Origin of the sequence: Variovorax beijingensis, from assembly GCF_003951285.1 — a bacterium.
GTDB classification, from domain to species: Bacteria; Pseudomonadota; Gammaproteobacteria; order Burkholderiales; family Burkholderiaceae_C; genus Variovorax; species Variovorax beijingensis.
Window position 1 is genome coordinate 132,020 of record NZ_RXFQ01000017.1, and the last position, 15,988, is coordinate 148,007.

Here is a 15,988-nt window from a genome sequence, read left to right on the forward strand (position 1 = left end):
GGCGAGCTAGGTTCTCGTGACCATCACCTGGTCGATGCGGTAGCTGTCGACGTCCATCACCTCGAAGGTGTAGCCGCCCCAGCTCACGCTGTCGGTGCGCTTGGGCACGCGCCGCAGCATCACCATCAGGAAGCCGGCCAGCGTTTCGTAGTCGTCCGGATGCGGCATCTCGTCGATGTGCAGTGCGCGCTGCACGTCCTGGATCGGCGTGACGCCGTCGATCAGCCACGAGTTCTCGTCGCGCTTCACGATCTGCTCCTCGTCGGGCATGGAGACGAGGTCGCCCATCACCGTGCTCATCACGTCGTTGAGCGTGATCACGCCCACCACCAGGCTGTATTCGTTGACGATGATCGCGAAGTCTTCGTGCGCCTGCTGGAACTGCTCGAGCACCTCGGTGAGCGAGAGCCGGTCGGGGACGACCAGCGCCTTGTGCAGCGTCAGGCCCTGGTCGAAGGCCAGCGGCTGGCCGCTGAGCACGCGCTGGAACATCTCCTTGGCGTCGACGTAGCCGAGCACATGGTCGATGTCGCCGTCGCACACCGGATAGGCCGAAAAAGGCTCGGCCACGATGCGCGCCCGCAGCACCGATTCCGGGTCGTCGTGCAGGAACCAGGCGATGTTGTCGCGCACCGTCATCACGCTGCTGACCAGCCGCGTGTCGAGTTCGAACACGTTGGCGATCACCTGCTGCTCGCGCACCGCGAGCACGCCCGCGCGCGCGCCGGCCTCGGTCATGGCCAGGATGTCGGCCGAGGTGATCTTGTCGTCGCGCACCAGCGGCATGCCCAGCAGCTTGAAGAGCATGTCGGTGGAGCGCGTGAAGAACCACACCAGCGGCTTGAAGGCGGTGATCAGCACCAGCATCGGGCCGACCATGCGAACCGCGATGCGCTCCGGGTCGCTCATGCCCAGGCGCTTGGGGAACAGGTCGGCGAACACCAGGAACACCGCGATGACGATCACGAACGAGCACAGGAAAGCGAGGTTCGCCGAGGCTTCCGCGCTCATCCAGCCTTCGAAGAAGCGCGCGAAGTAGGGGCTGAGCGAGCCCTCGCCGACGACGCCGCCGAGGATCGCCACCGCGTTGAGGCCGATCTGCACCACGGTGAAGTAGTGGCCCGGCTGCTCCTGCACGCGCAGCACGCGCTCGGCCCGCGCATCGCCTTCGTCGGCCATCTGGCGCAGGCGCAGGCGCCGCGAGGCGGCCAGCGTGATTTCGGCAAGGGAGAAGAACGCGCTCATCGCGATCAGCAGGACGATGATGAGCAGGCTTTGGGTGAGGGTCATGGTGGCACGGCGAAGAATGCCATGGTGCCATGACTCGGCCCGGGAAAAGCGGTCAGACCCCGCCGTGCGGGTGCGTGGGGTCGACCCACAGCACCGATTCTGGTTTCTCCACCGGTTCGATATCGAGGTTCACGGCCACCGCCTCGCCGTCGCTGCGGCACAGCACGCATTCGAGCGACTCGGTGGCGCTGGCGTTGATTTCCTGGTGCGGCACGTAGGGCGGCACGTAGATGAAGTCGCCCGGGCCGGCCTCGGCCGTGAACTCGAGCTTCTCGCCCCAGCGCATGCGGGCCCGGCCGCGCACCACGTAGATCACCGATTCGAGGTGCCCGTGGTGGTGGGCGCCGGTCTTGGCGTCGGCATGGATGGTGACGGTGCCGGCCCAGAGCTTCTGCGCGCCGACGCGCGCGAAGTTGATGGCCGCGGCGCGGTTCATGCCGGGCGTCTGGGCGGTGTTGGCGTCGAGCTGGTTGGCCGCGATCACGCGCACGCCGTCGTGCTTCCAGGCCGGCGCGGCCTTGCCGCCATGGTCATGGTCGTGGTCGTGGCTCACGGCGGCCCCGGAATCAGGCCGGGTTGCTGCCGCCCAGCACCTGCTGCAGCTCGCCCGACTCGTACATCTCCATCATGATGTCCGAGCCGCCGACGAATTCGCCCTTCACGTAGAGCTGGGGGATCGTGGGCCAGTTGCTGTATTCCTTGATGCCTTGGCGGATGCCGTCGTCTTCGAGCACGTTGACGGTCTTGAGCGTCTTCGTGTCGACGCCGACCGCCTTGAGGATCTGGATGGCGCGGCCGGAGAAACCGCACATCGGGAAGCTGGCGTTGCCCTTCATGAAGAGCACGAGGTCGTTGGTCTTGACGAGATCGTCGATGCGTTGCTGGGCGTCGGACATGGGGACTCCTGAAAAATGGGCTTGGGGGGATTATTTCACCGTGCGCCAGATCCCGCCGGAACAGCGCTGGATGCCGGCAAGGTCGTCGCGGCTTTGCACTTCGGCAAAGCCGCGCGCCTGGAGCAGCTGGCGCACGGCTGGGGCCTGGTCGTGGCCGTGCTCGAGCAGCAGCCAGCCGCCGTCCGCAAGGTGCGCGGGGGCCTGTTGCACGATCTGGCGGATGTCGGCCAGCCCGTCGGGCCCGGCCACCAGCGCGGCCAGGGGCTCGTGCTGCAGCGCCGCCAGGTGCGGGTCGCCGGCCGTGATGTAGGGCGGATTGCTGGCAATGACCGCGTAGCCGCCGGCGGCACCGTCGAGCCAATGGGCCTGGCGAAAGCGCACCGGCAGGCCCAGGCGCAGTGCGTTGGCCTCGGCAACGGCCAGCGCGTCGGCGCTGGCATCGACCGCGTCGACCTGCGCGTCGGGGCGCGCGTGCTGCAGCGCCAGTGCGATGGCGCCGCTGCCGGTGCCCAGGTCGAGCACCTGCGGAGCCTTGCGGCCTTCGAGGCATTGCAGGGCCCAGTCGACCAGCGTTTCGGTGTCGGGGCGCGGCACCAGCACCCGCGCATCCACCTGCAGGCCGAGGCCGTGGAATTCCTTCTCGCCGAGCAGGTAGGCCACCGGCTCGCCCGCCAGCCGGCGCAGCAGCTGCGCCGAAAGCGCCGACCAGGCCGCATCGGAAATGGCGTCGGTGTCGTGCGCCAGCAGCCAGGCGCGGTCGTTCGGCGCGCGGCCCAGCGCATGCAGCAGCAGCAACTGGGCGTCGAGCCGGTCGACGCCCAGCGCCACGGCCGCGGCCAGCGCCTGGGCCACGGTGGATGGCGTGGTGGCCGCGGCCGTCATGCCGGCAGGCTCGATTCCAGCTCGGCCAGCTGCTCGGCCTCGCGCGCGGCGCGCAGCGCGTCGAGCACGTCGCCGAGGTCGCCTTCCATGATGGCCTGCAGCTTGTAGAGCGTGAGATTGATGCGGTGGTCGGTGAGCCGGCCCTGTGGGAAGTTGTAGGTGCGGATGCGGTCGGAGCGGTCGCCGCTGCCGATCAGGCCCTTGCGCATCGCGGCGTCCTTGGCGGCGCGCTCGCTGCGGTCCTTTTCCTGGATGCGCGCGGACAGCACCTGCAGCGCCTTGGCCTTGTTGCGGTGCTGGCTGCGGTCGTCCTGGCACTCGGCCACGATGCCGGTCGGAATGTGCGTGATGCGCACGGCCGAGTCGGTCTTGTTGATGTGCTGGCCGCCGGCGCCGCTTGCACGGTAGGTGTCGATGCGCAGGTCGGCCGGGTTGATCTGCACCGCCACGGTTTCGTCGGGCTCGGCCAGCACGGCCACGGTACAGGCGCTGGTGTGGATGCGGCCCTGGGTCTCGGTGGCCGGCACGCGCTGCACGCGGTGGCCGCCCGATTCGAAGCGCAGGCGCCCAAAAACATCGTTGCCGGCGATGCGGATCACCACTTCCTTGTAGCCGCCGAGCTCGCTCTCGCTCTCGCTCACCACTTCGCAGCGCCAGCCGGCGCGCTCGCAGTAGCGCGTGTACATGCGCAGCAGGTCGCCCGCGAACAGGGCCGATTCGTCGCCTCCTGTGCCGGCGCGGATTTCGAGAAAGGCATTGCGCGCGTCGTCCGGGTCCTTGGGCAGCAGCAGGCGCTGTAGCTCTTCCTCGAGCTGCACGAGCTCGGCCTGCGCGGCGGCGATTTCTTCGCGGGCCATCTCGGCCATGTCGGGGTCTTCGAGCATTTCGGCCGCGCCGGCGATGTCGGCTTCGCGCTGCTTGTAGCGCTCGTAGCGGCCCGCGATCTGCGTGATCTCGGCGTGCTCCCGCGAGATGGTGCGGTACTGCGCCATGTCGCTCATGATGTCTTCGCGCGAAAGCAGGAAGTCGAGTTCGCCCAGGCGCTGGGCGTAGCGTTCGAGTTGGTGGCGCAGAAAGGTCTTCACGGCGGAAAGGAGCTCGGAAAAATGGGGGAAGGGCGCCGCGGTGCCGCGGCAGGGCGCATGTGGGACCGCGGCCGGCGGGGCCGGGCCGCTGGCGAGCGTCGCTAACGCTCTTTGCGCAGGAACAGGCGCGAGATGGTCTGCGCGGTGTGTTCGCGCGATTCGGCGTCGCCCGCGTGCAGTTCGGCCATGGCGCCGTGCAGCAGCTTTTGCGTGAGTCCGCGCGACATGGCCTCGAGCACCGCATCGACCGATTCGCCCTTGGCCAGCAGCTTGCGCGCGCGTGCCATTTCGGCGGCGCGCCACTCGTCGGCCTGGGCATTGAGCTGCTGGATCAGCGGCACGGTGCCGCGCTGGCCCAGCCAGTGCATGAAGCTCTGCACGCCGGCGTCGATGATGACCTCGGCCTGGGCCACGGCGGCCTGGCGGTTGGCCTGGCCCTGCTGCACCACCTGGGCAAGGTCGTCGACGGTGTAGAGGTAAATATCTTCGAGCGCCTTCACCTCGGGCTCGATGTCGCGCGGCACGGCCAGGTCGACCATGAACATCGGGCGGTGCTTGCGGGCCTTGAGCGCGCGCTCGACCGCGCCCAGGCCGATGATCGGCAGCGTGCTGGCGGTGCAGCTCACCACGATGTCGAACTCGGCCAGCCGGCTCGGCAGGTCGGCCAGCCGCATGGCCTCGCCGCCGAAGCGCGAGGCCAGCTTTTCGCCGCGCTCGAGCGTGCGGTTGGCAATGGCGATGGCCTTCGGGTCCTTGGCCGCGAAATGCGTGGCGGCCAGGTCGATCATCTCGCCCGCGCCGACGAACAGTACGCGCGTCTGGTGCAGGTCTTCGAACAGCTGGCCGGCCAGCCGGACGGCCGCCGCGGCCATGCTGATGGAGTGCGCGCCGATCTCGGTGGCGGTGCGCACCTCTTTCGCGACCGCGAAGGAGCGCTGGAACAGCTGGTTGAGCGTGCTGCCGAGCGCGCCGGCGGTTTCGGCCGCGCGCACGGCGTCTTTCATCTGGCCGAGGATCTGGGCCTCGCCGAGCACCATGGAATCGAGCCCGCTGGCCACGCGGAAGACATGGCGCGCGGCTTCGTCGTCGTGCAGGGTGTAGGCATGCGAGCGCAGCAGCGCCGGCGCGACGCCGCCGCTCTCGGCCAGCCAGCCGACCGTGTGGTCGAGCGCGGCATGCTCGGCGGCGCAGTAGATCTCGGTGCGGTTGCAGGTGGAAATGATCGCGGCTTCGACCTGCGGATGGCGCCCGGTGGCGAACGAACTGCGCAGGCTCTGCAGCGTGGGTGCCAGCTGATCGAGCGCGAACGCGAAACGACCGCGCAGATCGAGCGGCGCGGTCGTGTGGTTCAGGCCCAGTGTCCAGACTGACATATCCACTGATTATAAAATCAGCAGGAGCCGTGCGGCTGCCGAGGGGCTTGGCCGCATGCAACTCCACAAGACAAGGGCGCCGCGAGCGCCCTTGGCTTTATCCGGGGGCCCTCGATACCCCTTCCTACCCATGTCCCTGCTGGATCTCCTCAATCACCTGCTGAACTTCGTGGCGCCCGCGCTGGCCGTCGGCTTCCTGTGCGCGCTCATGGGCCGGGCCTTCCGGCGCAAGGCGGGCGGCAGGGCATGGTGGGCCGAGGGCGCGATCAATTCAGGCGTGGGAGCGCTGGTGCTGCTGGGCGGCGTGGTTCTCACAGGCCGCGACGGCGCGATGGCGACCTACGCGGCGCTCGTTGTCGCGTGCGGTACAAGTCAATGGCTGGTCTCGGACGGCTGGCGCAAGTAGTTTTCGCCAAGTCATGCGATGATGTTGCGTGTCCAGATGTTACTAGCTGTTAGTATATGAATCTCATCTGGTAAATATTCACATTTGGAAAGCGGAAAGAGTTGCAGGCAGCCGCTTTGAGCCAATATGCGGCAAGGCAGCCCCATGGACGGTACAGATGTATTTGCATCCCCTTATTGCCAGCGTTCCTCCGGATGAGCGCGCAGCCTTCGTTCAGCGCATCGAACTTCGGTCCTACCGGCGCAACGAAGTCGTGCTGGCGGCGGACGAGTGGTCCGACCGCATCTACTGCGTGGCCACGGGCCTGCTGCGGGTGGTGGTGCAGGGGAGCGGGGACAGCGGCGACGTCACGACCGACTTCATCCGGCAGGACGACTTCTTCCTGAACTCGGCCCTGATCGAGGAGCGCTACCAGGCCGGCGCGACACTGGTGGCGGCCTTGCCCACCTCGCTGTACCTGGTGCCCACGCTGGAATTCAAGGCGCTGTGCGACCGCCATCCGGCCGTGACGATGGGCCTGCTCGACGTGGTGATGAAGCGCACCACGGTGCTGCGCAGGCAGATCCGGCAGATTTCATCGGCCTCGTCCGAGCGGCTCATCAGCCGCATCCTGCACGAGCTCACCGTTCTGGCCCCGGGCACCGGCGGCGGCTACGACAAGCGCATCACCCAGTCGGTCATCGCCTCCTATTCGGGGCTTTCCAGGATGCAGGTCAACAAGACCATGCGGGACCTGGAGCGCCGCGGCCTGGTCAGGAGGGACGAGCACGGGGTGTATGTGCCCCCGCACTTTGCGTCGTCGGACTTCCAGGAGCTTCCTTCGGGCGAGCCGAGCCCTCCAGCCAAGGAGTCCGGGGAGGTGGATCCGTCGTTTTTCTCGGGGCTGTTCGAGGCGCCGCCGAAGTCGGGCAAGACCCGCAAGTGAGGCTTTCTAGCCCACCGCCAGCCGCGTTCCTGCGGCGCTGGCGGCCTTGCGGATGCCGTCCGGCCCGTAGAAGGGCTGCGCACTGGCCTGCAGGTAGTGCAACGCGTTCTGCGTGAAATCGAGCTGGCTGTACACCATGGCGCCGTTGCGGCGGTTGCAGGCCTTGGCCTGCTGCGCCAGCTCGACCAGCGCCGTCCAGGCGGCGAGCGAGGCCTCGCCGTCTGCCGCGGCGGCAGCGTCGGCACCCGCGCGCCCGGGCTCGAAGCCCCGCGCCACCTGGGCCGATTCGCGCGCCCGGTCGAGTGCCGCCATGCGGTCCAGCAGGCCGGCCTTGCGCCCGGTGAGCAGCGGCAGCTCGGCGAAGAGGCCGCTCTTCATGGCCTGCGCCTCCTGCTCCAGCACCGACAGGAATTCCTCGACGCAGGTTTTTTCGGCCAACAGGTGAACCAGCATGGCGTTCAGAGCTTTCCGTTTTCGTGGAGCAGTTCGCGCACGCTGGCGAGCAGGCCGCGGGCGATCCGGTCGGGGTGGATTTCATAGCGCCCGGCCCGGATGTCCTCGCGGATAGAGGCGACGCGCGCCGCGTCGAAATCGGCGTTGGGTGCCTCGGGCATCGAATGCACCTGGGCCGACGAGAGCTGCACCGCGTTCCTGCCGCCCTGGACGGCATCGGCGCCGCTGGCGGGCGAGGACGCTGCGCCCTTGTTCGTTCGGGGGAGCGGCGTGGCCGAAGGGGCGAATGGATCGATTTTCAAGATGGTTCCTCAAAGGGCTGCCTGATGTATCGGCAGTTCGGGCCAGAACTTTAGGGCAGTGCGCATCGCGCCATGAATGCGGCTATTGCGGCAGGCGGATCTGCCCTTCCTCGTCGGCCACGCCGCTGACCATGCGGCCATCCACGGTCCTGGCCCGCACGGCCGCGCCGGCGCTGGCGCTCGTCATCGCGCGGGCTTCGGTGCTGACGACATAGCCCGGGCCTTCGGCAACGACCTTGATGGTCTGGCCCTGCTGGATCACGGCCACGCCGCGCATCAGTTCGCGCCTGAGCGGCGCGCCGGCCGCGATGCGGTTGGCGGCCACCACGCCCTGCAGTTCGGCGGCGTCGGTCACGACCGAACGCGGCAGGGCCGTGAGATCGCCGTCGCGGGCGATGAAGTCGCTGGCGCCCAGGGCCTGACCGGTATCGATGTTGCGCGCGGCCACGAGGTAGCGTCCCTCGACCGCCACGCGGGCCAGCACGAAGCGGGTCCAGGGCTTCAGCTCCGAATGGCAGCGCAGGCCGACCGACACCCGGCCCCATACCGCGGCGCCGCGAGGCAGGAACGGCTCGAGCGCATCGCATGCGGGCAGCGGACCCGATGCCGGCGCCTCGACGCGGATGCTGACCTTGCCCGGCAGTCCGGCGGTCTGGGCCTGCAGCAAGCGGTCGACGGCGGCGCGCGCATCGCCCGCCAGCGGCGCCGCGGCCACGCACATTGCCGCGCCCAGCCCGGCCGCCAGGGCAGGCAGCACGAGCTTCAGGCGGTGCGGGCGGCAAGAGATTTTTTCCATGATGGGTGCCCGGCAATTCTAGGAAGGCACCCCGGATCCGAAGATTCGAAGTGCACGCCAAATGCCCCTTTGTTCGGGCCATTGCGAATGCAGTGCATGCATAGACTCGCTTTCCATCTGTCGCCATGCCCCGCCAGGGACGCGACGCCTCGAAAGATGGAAACACATGATCGACAAGCTGGATGCGGCGCTTCGCTTCAACCGCGAAGCACTGAACCTTCGGACGCAGCGCCAGGAAGTGCTGGCGGCCAACATCGCCCACGCCGACACGCCCAACTACAAGGCGCGTGACTTCGATTTCGCGAGCCGCCTGACGCAGGCCGTCGAGCACGGCCGCGCAGCGCAGCAGCCGGTGCAGATGGCCGCCACGTCGGCCCGCCACATCCAGGCCGATGCGCCGTCCTCGATGCCCGAGCGCGACCTGCTGTACCGCGTGCCGAGCCAGGCCAGCATCGACGGCAACACGGTGGAGATGGATGCCGAGCGCATCAACTTCGCCGACAACGCACTGCGCTACGAAGCCAACCTCACGGTGGTCAGCGCCAAGATCAAGTCGCTGCTCTCCGCCGCGCAATAAACAAGAAGGAGCCGCGCATGCCGCATCCCGGTGCTTCCATGAACATCTTCAGCGTGGCGGGCTCCGCCATGGCCGCGCAGTCGCAGCGCATGAACGTGACGGCCAGCAACCTCGCCAACGCCGAGAGCGTGGCCGGCCCCGACGGCAAGCCCTACCGCGCCAAGCAGGTGGTCTTCGAAGTGGCCGCCTCGGGCCAGCAGGACATCGGCGGCGTGAAGGTGGCCGGCGTCATCGAGGACCCCTCGCCTCTGAAGATGGTCTTCGACCCGAAGAACCCGCATGCCGACGCCAAGGGCTACGTGGCCATGCCCAACGTCAACGTGGTCGAGGAGATGACCAACATGATCTCCGCCTCGCGCAGCTACCAGGCCAACGTCGAGGTGCTCAACACGGCCAAGACGCTGATGGTCAAGACGCTGAGCATCGGCCAGTAACCCCCTACACCTGCAACAAGAACCATGGCCATCTCCGACACCTCTTCCATCTCCGGGCTCAATGCAGCCACCGCCGCATCGAGCGCCGGCAATGTCTCGGGAGCCGACAGCGAGCAGCGCTTCCTCAAGCTGCTGGTGACGCAGCTCAACAACCAGGATCCGCTCAACCCGATGGAGAACGCCGAGCTCACGTCGCAGCTCGCGCAGATGAGCACCGTGAGCGGCATCGAGCGGCTCAACACCGCGCTCAGCGGACTGGTGAACCAGACCGGCGCCAACCAGGTGCTGCAGGCGGCATCGCTCATTGGCTACAACGTGCTGTCGCCCGGCAATGCCCTCAGCACCTCCGAGCCCAAGGCCGGGGAGGAACCGGCGGCCGTGCCCTTTGCGGTGCAGCTGCCGGCCACCGCCGGCACCGTCGAAGTGAAGATCGTCAATGCCGCGGGCAACACCGTGCGCACCCTGACGCTCGGCTCGATGACCGAAGGCGTCAACGCCGTCACCTGGGACGGCAAGGCCGACGACGGCACCACGGCCCCGGCGGGCGCCTACAGCTTCAGCGTCTCGGCCGCCAACAACGGCACGCGCGTGGAGGCCACTTCGCTGGTCTTCTCGCAGGTGGCCGCCGTCAAGCAGGGCGCCAGCGGCGTCACGCTCGAACTGATGTCAGGCCAGAGCATCGGCCTGGCCGACGTGCGCATGTTTCTCTGAGCACCCACCGCACAGCTTCTCATTGGCAGCGGCCCGTGCGCCGCAGGCCATTTCTTCTTCATTGCACTGAAACAAGGATTCGATCATGGGCTTTTCTCAAGGCATCAGCGGCCTGTCCGCGGCAGCCGCCAACCTGGACGTCATCGGCAACAACATCGCCAACTCCGGCACGGTCGGCTTCAAGTCGGGCGCGGCGACCTTCCAGGACGTGTATGCGGGCTCGCGCGTCGGCCTGGGCGTGGCAGTGTCGGGCATCGTGCAGAACTTCACGCAGGGCTCGGTGCAGACCAGCAGCCGGCCGCTGGACGTGGCGATCCTCAACGGAGACGGCTTCTTCCGGCTCAGCAGCCCGAGCGGCGAGGTGATGTATTCGCGCAATGGCCAGTTCACGCGCGACAAGGACGGCTTCATCGTCAACGCCGCGGGCCTGCGCCTGACGGGCTACGGCGTCTCCGCCACGGGCGGCCTCGACGGCGGCACGCCGGGCCCGCTGCAGGTCCAGACCACCGCCATGAGCCCGAAGGCGACCACCGCCATCAACGCCACCTTCAACCTGGACGCACGCGGCACGGTACCCACCAAGACGCCGTTCTCTGCGACCGATTCGGCCACCTTCAACTATTCGAACGCGCTCGGCCCGGTGTTCGACTCTCTCGGCAATCCGCACGAGCTCGGCGTCTTCTTCGTGAAGACCGGCGCCAATGCCTGGGACGTGTACGGCGCCGCCGACGGCACTGCGCTCAATGGCGGCGCGCCGATCTCGACGATGAGCTTCGACGGCAACGGCAATCTGCTCACGCCCACCGGCGGCAAGCTGACGCTGCCGGCCATGAATTTCGGCAACGGCTCGGTGGCGCTCAACGCCACGGTCGACCTCTCGGGCACCACGCAGTTCGGCAACATCAACGAAATCAAGACGCTCAAGCAGGACGGCTACACCTCCGGCACGCTGACCTCGTTCTCGATCAACCCCGACGGCACCATCACCGGCAAGTTCTCCAACGAACAGACCACGCTGATGGGCCAGGTGGTGCTGACCTCCTTTGCCAACCCCAACGGCCTGGAGCCGATGGGCGAGAACGTCTGGGGCGAAACGCTGGCCTCGGGCCAGCCGCTCACCGGCACGCCGGGCGCGGGCACCAAGCAGGGCTCGCTCGCCTCGGGCGCGCTGGAGGCATCGAACGTCGATCTGACCTCCGAACTCGTCAACCTGATCGTCGCGCAGCGCAGCTACCAGGCCAATGCGCAGACGGTGAAGACGCAGGATCAGGTCGTCCAGACCCTGATCAACATCCGCTGAGCCGCCCATGGACCGCATGCTGTATGTCGCGATGAGCGGCGCCAAGCAGGCCATGGAGCAGCAGGCCTCCGTCGCCAACAACATGGCGAACGCCTCCACGCCCGGGTTCCGCGCGCAGATCAACAGCTTTCGCGCGGTGCCGGTGGCCGGCGGCGCCGAGGCGCCGACGCGCGCCTACGTGGTCGCCACCACGCCTGGCGCCGACTTCAGCCACGGTCCTCTCACGGAAACCGGCCGCGCGCTCGATGTCGCCATTCATGGCGACGGCTGGCTCGCGGTGCAGACGCCCGATGGCGGCGAGGCCTACACCCGCGTGGGCAACCTGCAGGTGAACGCCGAAGGCCAGCTCACGACCATGGGCTCGCTGCCCGTGGCCGGCGATGCCGGCGCACTGGTGGTGCCGCCCGGCTCCACCGTCGCGATCGCCGCCAACGGCCTCGTGACGGCACGCGGCGCCGGCGACCCGGCCATCGGCATCGCAGAGGTGGGCCGCCTGAAGCTGGTCAACCCGCCCGTGGCCGACCTCGTGCGCGGCGCCGACGGCCTTTTTCGCATGCGCGAGGGCCTCGCGCCGGCCGAGGCCGATGCGGCCGTGACCGTGACCACCGGTGCGGTCGAGGGCAGCAACGTCAACGGCGTCGAGGCCATGGTGGCCATGATCGCCAACGCGCGCAGCTTCGAGATGCAGATGAAGTCGATGCGCAGCGCGGACGAGAACGCGCAGTCGGCCAACAAGCTGCTGGCGTACGGCTGAGCCCGCGCCCCACCACCCAACTTCCCAAGGATTTTTCGCCATGATGCGCTCGCTCTACATCGCCAAGACCGGCCTGGATGCCCAGCAGACCCAACTCGACGTGGTGTCGAACAACCTCGCCAACGTCGGCACCACGGGCTTCAAGCGAAGCCGTGCCGTGTTCGAGGACCTGATGTACCAGAACCTGCGCCAGGTCGGCGGCCAGACCTCGGACCAGACCCGGCTGCCTTCGGGCCTGCAGGTAGGCACCGGCGTGCACGTGGTCGCGACCGAACGCATCCACTCGCAGGGCAACCTCACCAAGACCGACAAGCCGACCGACGTGGCCATCAACGGCGGCGGCTTCTTCCAGGTGCTGATGCCCGACGGCACCACCTCGTACACGCGCGACGGCTCGTTCCAGACCGACCGCGACGGCCAGCTCGTCACGGCCAGCGGCTTTCCGGTGCAGCCGGCCATCACGCTGCCCGCCAACGCCACCAGCCTCACCATCGGCCGCGACGGCATCGTGTCGATCACGCAGGCCGGGCAGACCAACACGGTGCAGGTCGGGCAGCTGCAGCTGGCCACCTTCCTGAACCCGGCCGGCCTGCAGAGCAAGGGCGAGAACCTCTATGCGGAAACCGATGCCTCCGGCGCGCCGAACCAGGTCAATCCCGGCATCGACGGCGCGGGCATCCTGAGCCAGGGCTACGTGGAGGCCTCGAACGTCAACGTGGTCGAAGAGCTCGTGAACATGATCGCCACGCAGCGCGCCTACGAGATCAACAGCAAGGCGGTGCAGACTTCCGACCAGATGCTGCAGCGTTTGGCCCAGCTATGACCTCCCGCACGTTGTGCCTGGCGCTGTTGGTGGTGGTTGCCGTGCTGGCCTCGGGCTGCGCGCAGGTTCCGCGCGAGCCGCTGGTGCACCAGCCGATGACGGCGCGGGCGGAGAACATGGCGTCGATGCCGCGGCGTGCCAACGGCGCGATCTTCCAGGACGGTCCCGGCGGCAGCGCGCTGTTCGAGGATCGCCGGCCGCGCAACGTGGGCGACATCCTGACCATCGTCATCAGCGAACGGGTCAACGCGAGCAAGAACTCGGGCGCTTCCGCGAGCCGCACGGGCAGCCTGGTTGCCGACTTCGCTGGCATCCCAAAGCTGCTGGGTTCGCTGCTCGACGGCCAGGACGCCAAGCTGTCGGGCGGCAACAAGCTCGACGCCAAGGGCGGCGCGAATGCCAACAACACCTTCAACGGCGTGATCACCGTCACGGTGGTGGACGTGATGCGCAACGGCAACCTGCTGGTCAGCGGCGAGAAGCAGATGGGCATCAACCAGGGCACCGAATACATCCGGTTCTCGGGCGTGGTGAACCCGCGCACGGTCTCGGGCAGCAACACCGTGCCTTCGACGCTGGTGGCCGATGCGCGCATCGAATACACGGCCAAGGGCTACATCGACGAGGCGCAGCACATGGGATGGATGCAGCGCTTCTTCCTCAACGTCATGCCGTTCTAGCCATGGCACACCCCCAGTCTTCGCGCACTTCGTGTCGCTACGCCAACCCCCTCGCCGGGGGCGACGCCAGCGGCCCGGCAAAGCCGGTTCCGCGGCGTCCCGCGAAAGGGAATACCACCATGAATTTTTTCTGCAATGTGCGTTCGTTGATCGGCTTTGCGGCGCTGTGCGCCATCACCCTGTGTTCGCCGGCGCAGGCCGAACGGCTGAAGGAGCTCGCGAGCATCCAGGGCGTGCGCGACAACCCGCTGATCGGCTATGGCCTCATGGTCGGGCTCGACGGCACAGGCGACCAGACGATGCAGACGCCGTTCACCACGCAGAGCCTGAACAACATGCTGCAGCAGCTGGGCATCACGATTCCGCAGGGCGTGAACATGCAGCTCAAGAACGTGGCGGCGGTGATGGTCACGGCCACGCTGCCTTCGTTCGCGCGGCCGGGCCAGAACATCGACGTGACGGTGTCCTCGATGGGCAATGCCAAGAGCCTGCGCGGCGGCACGCTGCTGATGACGCCGCTCAAGGGCGTCGACGGCCAGGTGTATGCGATCGCGCAGGGCAACATGGTGGTCGGCGGCGCGGGCGCGTCGGCCAACGGCAGCAAGGCGCAGGTCAACCAGCTCGGCTCGGGCCGCATTCCGGCCGGCGCACTGGTGGAGCGCAGCGTCGAGGCGCCGGTGGGCGGCGAAAGCACGTTCACGCTCGAGCTCAACCGCTCCGATTTCGGCACGGTGCAGCTGGCGGCCGACGCCATCAACCGGCAGTTCGGTGCGGGCACGGCGCAGGCGCTCGACGCCCGCGTGATCCAGGTGCGGGCACCCGCGCCGCAGGAGCGCGTGGGCTTTCTCGCGCGGCTCGAGAGCCTGGAAGTCACGCCGACGCAGGCGGTCGCCCGCGTGGTCGTCAATGCGCGCACCGGCTCCGTGGTCATGAACCAGGCTGTGCGCGTGAACGACTGCGCGGTGGCGCACGGCAATCTCTCGGTGGTCATCAACACCGAGCCGGTGGTGAGCCAGCCCAACGCTTTTTCCGGCGGCTCCACGGTGGTCGGGCAGACCTCGCAGATCTCGATCAGCCAGGGCGGCGGTGCGCTGCAGATGGTGCGCGGCGGCGCCTCGCTGGCCGATGTGATCAAGGGCCTGAACAGCCTGGGCGCCAATCCGCAGGACCTGGTGTCGATCCTGCAGGCCATGAAATCCGCCGGCGCGCTGCGCGCCGAGCTCGAGATCATCTGAGCATCGCCATGGCCATCACGGAAAGCAGAAGCGGCGCGCTGGACCAGCGCCTTGCACTCGACGTGCAGGGCGTCGATGCCTTGCGCTACACCGTGCGCAGCTCGCCCGAAGAGGGCCTGAAGCAGGTGTCGCGGCAGTTCGAGGCGCTGTTCATGAACATGGTGCTCAAGAGCATGCGCGAGGCCACGCCATCGAGCGGCCTGCTGGAGAACCGCGACCAGAAGATCTACATGTCGATGCTCGACCAGCAGCTCGCGCAGAACCTCTCGGGGCGCGGCGTGGGCCTGGCCGAGGCCATGCTCGCGCAACTCAGCCGCGCGGCGCCCTCGGGCGAAACCGATGGCAGCGGCAGCGAAGGCATGTCGCTCGCGTCCCGCGCGGGCATGGCGCTCACGCCGCAGTCGGGCATTCCGCTCGGCTCGTCGCCGCTGCCATCCGCACCGGCAAGGCCAGCGGCCGCATCGGTGGACCTGGGCATCTACCAGCGCAACAGCGACCGCTCGGCCGCGGGCGCCGTGGCCTCGCTGCAGGGCAGCGTCGACAGCTTCGTGCAGCGCATGGGCAGCTCCGCGCAGGTGGCGAGTGCGGCCAGCGGCGTGCCCGCGCCGCTGATCCTTGCGCAGGCCGCGCTCGAATCGGGTTGGGGCAAGCGCGAGATCCGTGCCGACGACGGCGCCCAGAGCTTCAACCTGTTCGGCATCAAGGCCGACCGCAGCTGGAAGGGTCCGGTGGTGGAGACCACCACGACCGAATACGTCGACGGAGAACCGCAGCGCGTGCGTGCGAAGTTCAGGGCCTACGGCTCCTACGACGAGGCCTTCACCGACTACGCCCGGTTCATCACGCGCAACCCGCGCTACGCCGGCGTGCTGGCCGCCGACACACCGGCCGAGGCCGCGCACGGCCTGCAGAAGGCCGGCTACGCCACCGATCCGCAGTACGGGCAGAAGCTCGTTCGCATCATGCAGAAGTTCAGCTGAAGGAATTTATATGGCAGAGATCATGAGCCCCCCACAACATCGCGGCGCTGCGGCGCCTGCCACCTCGAGCCGGCTGGAGGTGGTGA

At 68.0% G+C, this 15,988-nt stretch carries 20 protein-coding genes; 11 read left to right on the forward strand and 9 right to left on the reverse strand.

The features are described from left to right. Positions 1 to 6: 6 nt before the first annotated feature. The 6 genes from paeA to hemA all read right to left on the reverse strand — a co-directional run bounded on the left by paeA (position 7) and on the right by hemA (position 5,526). Positions 7 to 1,290, reverse strand: coding sequence for a polyamine export protein PaeA (paeA, locus tag EJO66_RS25070; RefSeq protein WP_124960758.1), 1,284 nt, complete (start codon positions 1,288 to 1,290; stop codon positions 7 to 9). Between the two features lie 52 nt (positions 1,291 to 1,342). Then, on the reverse strand, positions 1,343 to 1,843 hold the full coding sequence (locus tag EJO66_RS25075) for a cupin domain-containing protein (protein ID WP_125966423.1): 501 nt from the start codon (positions 1,841 to 1,843) through the stop codon (positions 1,343 to 1,345). Positions 1,844 to 1,856: 13 nt separating this feature from the next. Further along, on the reverse strand, positions 1,857 to 2,186 hold the full coding sequence (grxD, locus tag EJO66_RS25080; protein ID WP_124960760.1) for a Grx4 family monothiol glutaredoxin: 330 nt from the start codon (positions 2,184 to 2,186) through the stop codon (positions 1,857 to 1,859). 30 nt (positions 2,187 to 2,216) lie between these two features. Beyond that, the gene (prmC, locus tag EJO66_RS25085; RefSeq protein ID WP_125966424.1) at positions 2,217 to 3,068 is read right to left on the reverse strand and encodes a peptide chain release factor N(5)-glutamine methyltransferase; all 852 of its coding nucleotides are present in this window, start codon (positions 3,066 to 3,068) and stop codon (positions 2,217 to 2,219) included. Then, positions 3,065 to 4,153 (reverse strand): peptide chain release factor 1, encoded by a 1,089-nt coding sequence (gene prfA / locus EJO66_RS25090; protein ID WP_015866980.1) that lies wholly within the window; start codon positions 4,151 to 4,153, stop codon positions 3,065 to 3,067. Before prfA ends, prmC begins: the two co-directional genes overlap by 4 nt. Positions 4,154 to 4,254: 101 nt before the next feature. Then, positions 4,255 to 5,526, reverse strand: a complete 1,272-nt coding sequence (gene hemA / locus EJO66_RS25095) for a glutamyl-tRNA reductase (protein WP_124960762.1) — start codon at positions 5,524 to 5,526, stop codon at positions 4,255 to 4,257. A 130-nt stretch (positions 5,527 to 5,656) separates the two neighbouring features. Here hemA and EJO66_RS25100 point away from each other — a divergent pair, with 130 nt between their 5' ends. Both EJO66_RS25100 and EJO66_RS25105 read left to right on the forward strand, forming a co-directional pair. Beyond that, a complete protein-coding gene (locus tag EJO66_RS25100; RefSeq protein WP_124960763.1) occupies positions 5,657 to 5,932 on the forward strand; it encodes a hypothetical protein in 276 nt (91 codons plus the stop codon). 157 nt (positions 5,933 to 6,089) lie between these two features. Then, the gene (locus tag EJO66_RS25105; protein ID WP_124960764.1) at positions 6,090 to 6,857 is read left to right on the forward strand and encodes a Crp/Fnr family transcriptional regulator; all 768 of its coding nucleotides are present in this window, start codon (positions 6,090 to 6,092) and stop codon (positions 6,855 to 6,857) included. Between the two features lie 6 nt (positions 6,858 to 6,863). Here EJO66_RS25105 and EJO66_RS25110 read toward each other — a convergent pair whose 3' ends face one another. The 3 genes from EJO66_RS25110 to flgA form a co-directional block, all read right to left on the reverse strand. Then, the gene (locus EJO66_RS25110) at positions 6,864 to 7,310 is read right to left on the reverse strand and encodes a flagella synthesis protein FlgN (protein ID WP_124960765.1); all 447 of its coding nucleotides are present in this window, start codon (positions 7,308 to 7,310) and stop codon (positions 6,864 to 6,866) included. Between the two features lie 5 nt (positions 7,311 to 7,315). Further along, entirely contained in the window at positions 7,316 to 7,612 is a 297-nt protein-coding gene (gene flgM / locus EJO66_RS25115; RefSeq protein WP_124960766.1) for a flagellar biosynthesis anti-sigma factor FlgM, read from the reverse strand. A gap of 82 nt (positions 7,613 to 7,694) precedes the next feature. Next, a complete protein-coding gene (flgA, locus tag EJO66_RS25120; RefSeq protein WP_124960767.1) occupies positions 7,695 to 8,408 on the reverse strand; it encodes a flagellar basal body P-ring formation chaperone FlgA in 714 nt (237 codons plus the stop codon). 166 nt (positions 8,409 to 8,574) lie between these two features. Here flgA and flgB point away from each other — a divergent pair, with 166 nt between their 5' ends. From flgB to flgJ, 9 genes are all read left to right on the forward strand, one after another. Next, complete coding sequence (gene flgB / locus EJO66_RS25125) at positions 8,575 to 8,985, forward strand: flagellar basal body rod protein FlgB (protein ID WP_015866973.1); 411 nt, start codon at positions 8,575 to 8,577, stop codon at positions 8,983 to 8,985. A 17-nt stretch (positions 8,986 to 9,002) separates the two neighbouring features. Further along, on the forward strand, positions 9,003 to 9,419 hold the full coding sequence (gene flgC / locus EJO66_RS25130) for a flagellar basal body rod protein FlgC (RefSeq protein WP_124960768.1): 417 nt from the start codon (positions 9,003 to 9,005) through the stop codon (positions 9,417 to 9,419). 24 nt (positions 9,420 to 9,443) lie between these two features. Beyond that, positions 9,444 to 10,130: a flagellar hook assembly protein FlgD gene (locus tag EJO66_RS25135; RefSeq protein ID WP_124960769.1), complete on the forward strand. Its 687-nt coding sequence runs from the start codon at positions 9,444 to 9,446 to the stop codon at positions 10,128 to 10,130. 85 nt (positions 10,131 to 10,215) lie between these two features. Further along, positions 10,216 to 11,430 carry a flagellar hook protein FlgE gene (gene flgE, locus EJO66_RS25140; RefSeq protein ID WP_124960770.1) on the forward strand — a complete coding sequence of 405 codons (1,215 nt, stop codon included), beginning with the start codon at positions 10,216 to 10,218 and terminating at the stop codon, positions 11,428 to 11,430. A gap of 7 nt (positions 11,431 to 11,437) precedes the next feature. Then, on the forward strand, positions 11,438 to 12,184 hold the full coding sequence (locus tag EJO66_RS25145; RefSeq protein WP_124960771.1) for a flagellar basal body rod protein FlgF: 747 nt from the start codon (positions 11,438 to 11,440) through the stop codon (positions 12,182 to 12,184). Between the two features lie 40 nt (positions 12,185 to 12,224). Further along, on the forward strand, positions 12,225 to 13,007 hold the full coding sequence (gene flgG, locus EJO66_RS25150; RefSeq protein WP_124960772.1) for a flagellar basal-body rod protein FlgG: 783 nt from the start codon (positions 12,225 to 12,227) through the stop codon (positions 13,005 to 13,007). Next, positions 13,004 to 13,687, forward strand: a complete 684-nt coding sequence (locus EJO66_RS25155; protein WP_124960773.1) for a flagellar basal body L-ring protein FlgH — start codon at positions 13,004 to 13,006, stop codon at positions 13,685 to 13,687. The genes flgG and EJO66_RS25155 overlap by 4 nt, the downstream gene beginning before the upstream one ends. 119 nt (positions 13,688 to 13,806) lie before the next feature. After that, entirely contained in the window at positions 13,807 to 14,922 is a 1,116-nt protein-coding gene (locus EJO66_RS25165; protein WP_124960774.1) for a flagellar basal body P-ring protein FlgI, read from the forward strand. Positions 14,923 to 14,930: 8 nt separating this feature from the next. Then, positions 14,931 to 15,902 (forward strand): flagellar assembly peptidoglycan hydrolase FlgJ, encoded by a 972-nt coding sequence (gene flgJ / locus EJO66_RS25170; protein WP_124960775.1) that lies wholly within the window; start codon positions 14,931 to 14,933, stop codon positions 15,900 to 15,902. Positions 15,903 to 15,988: the final 86 nt, after the last annotated feature.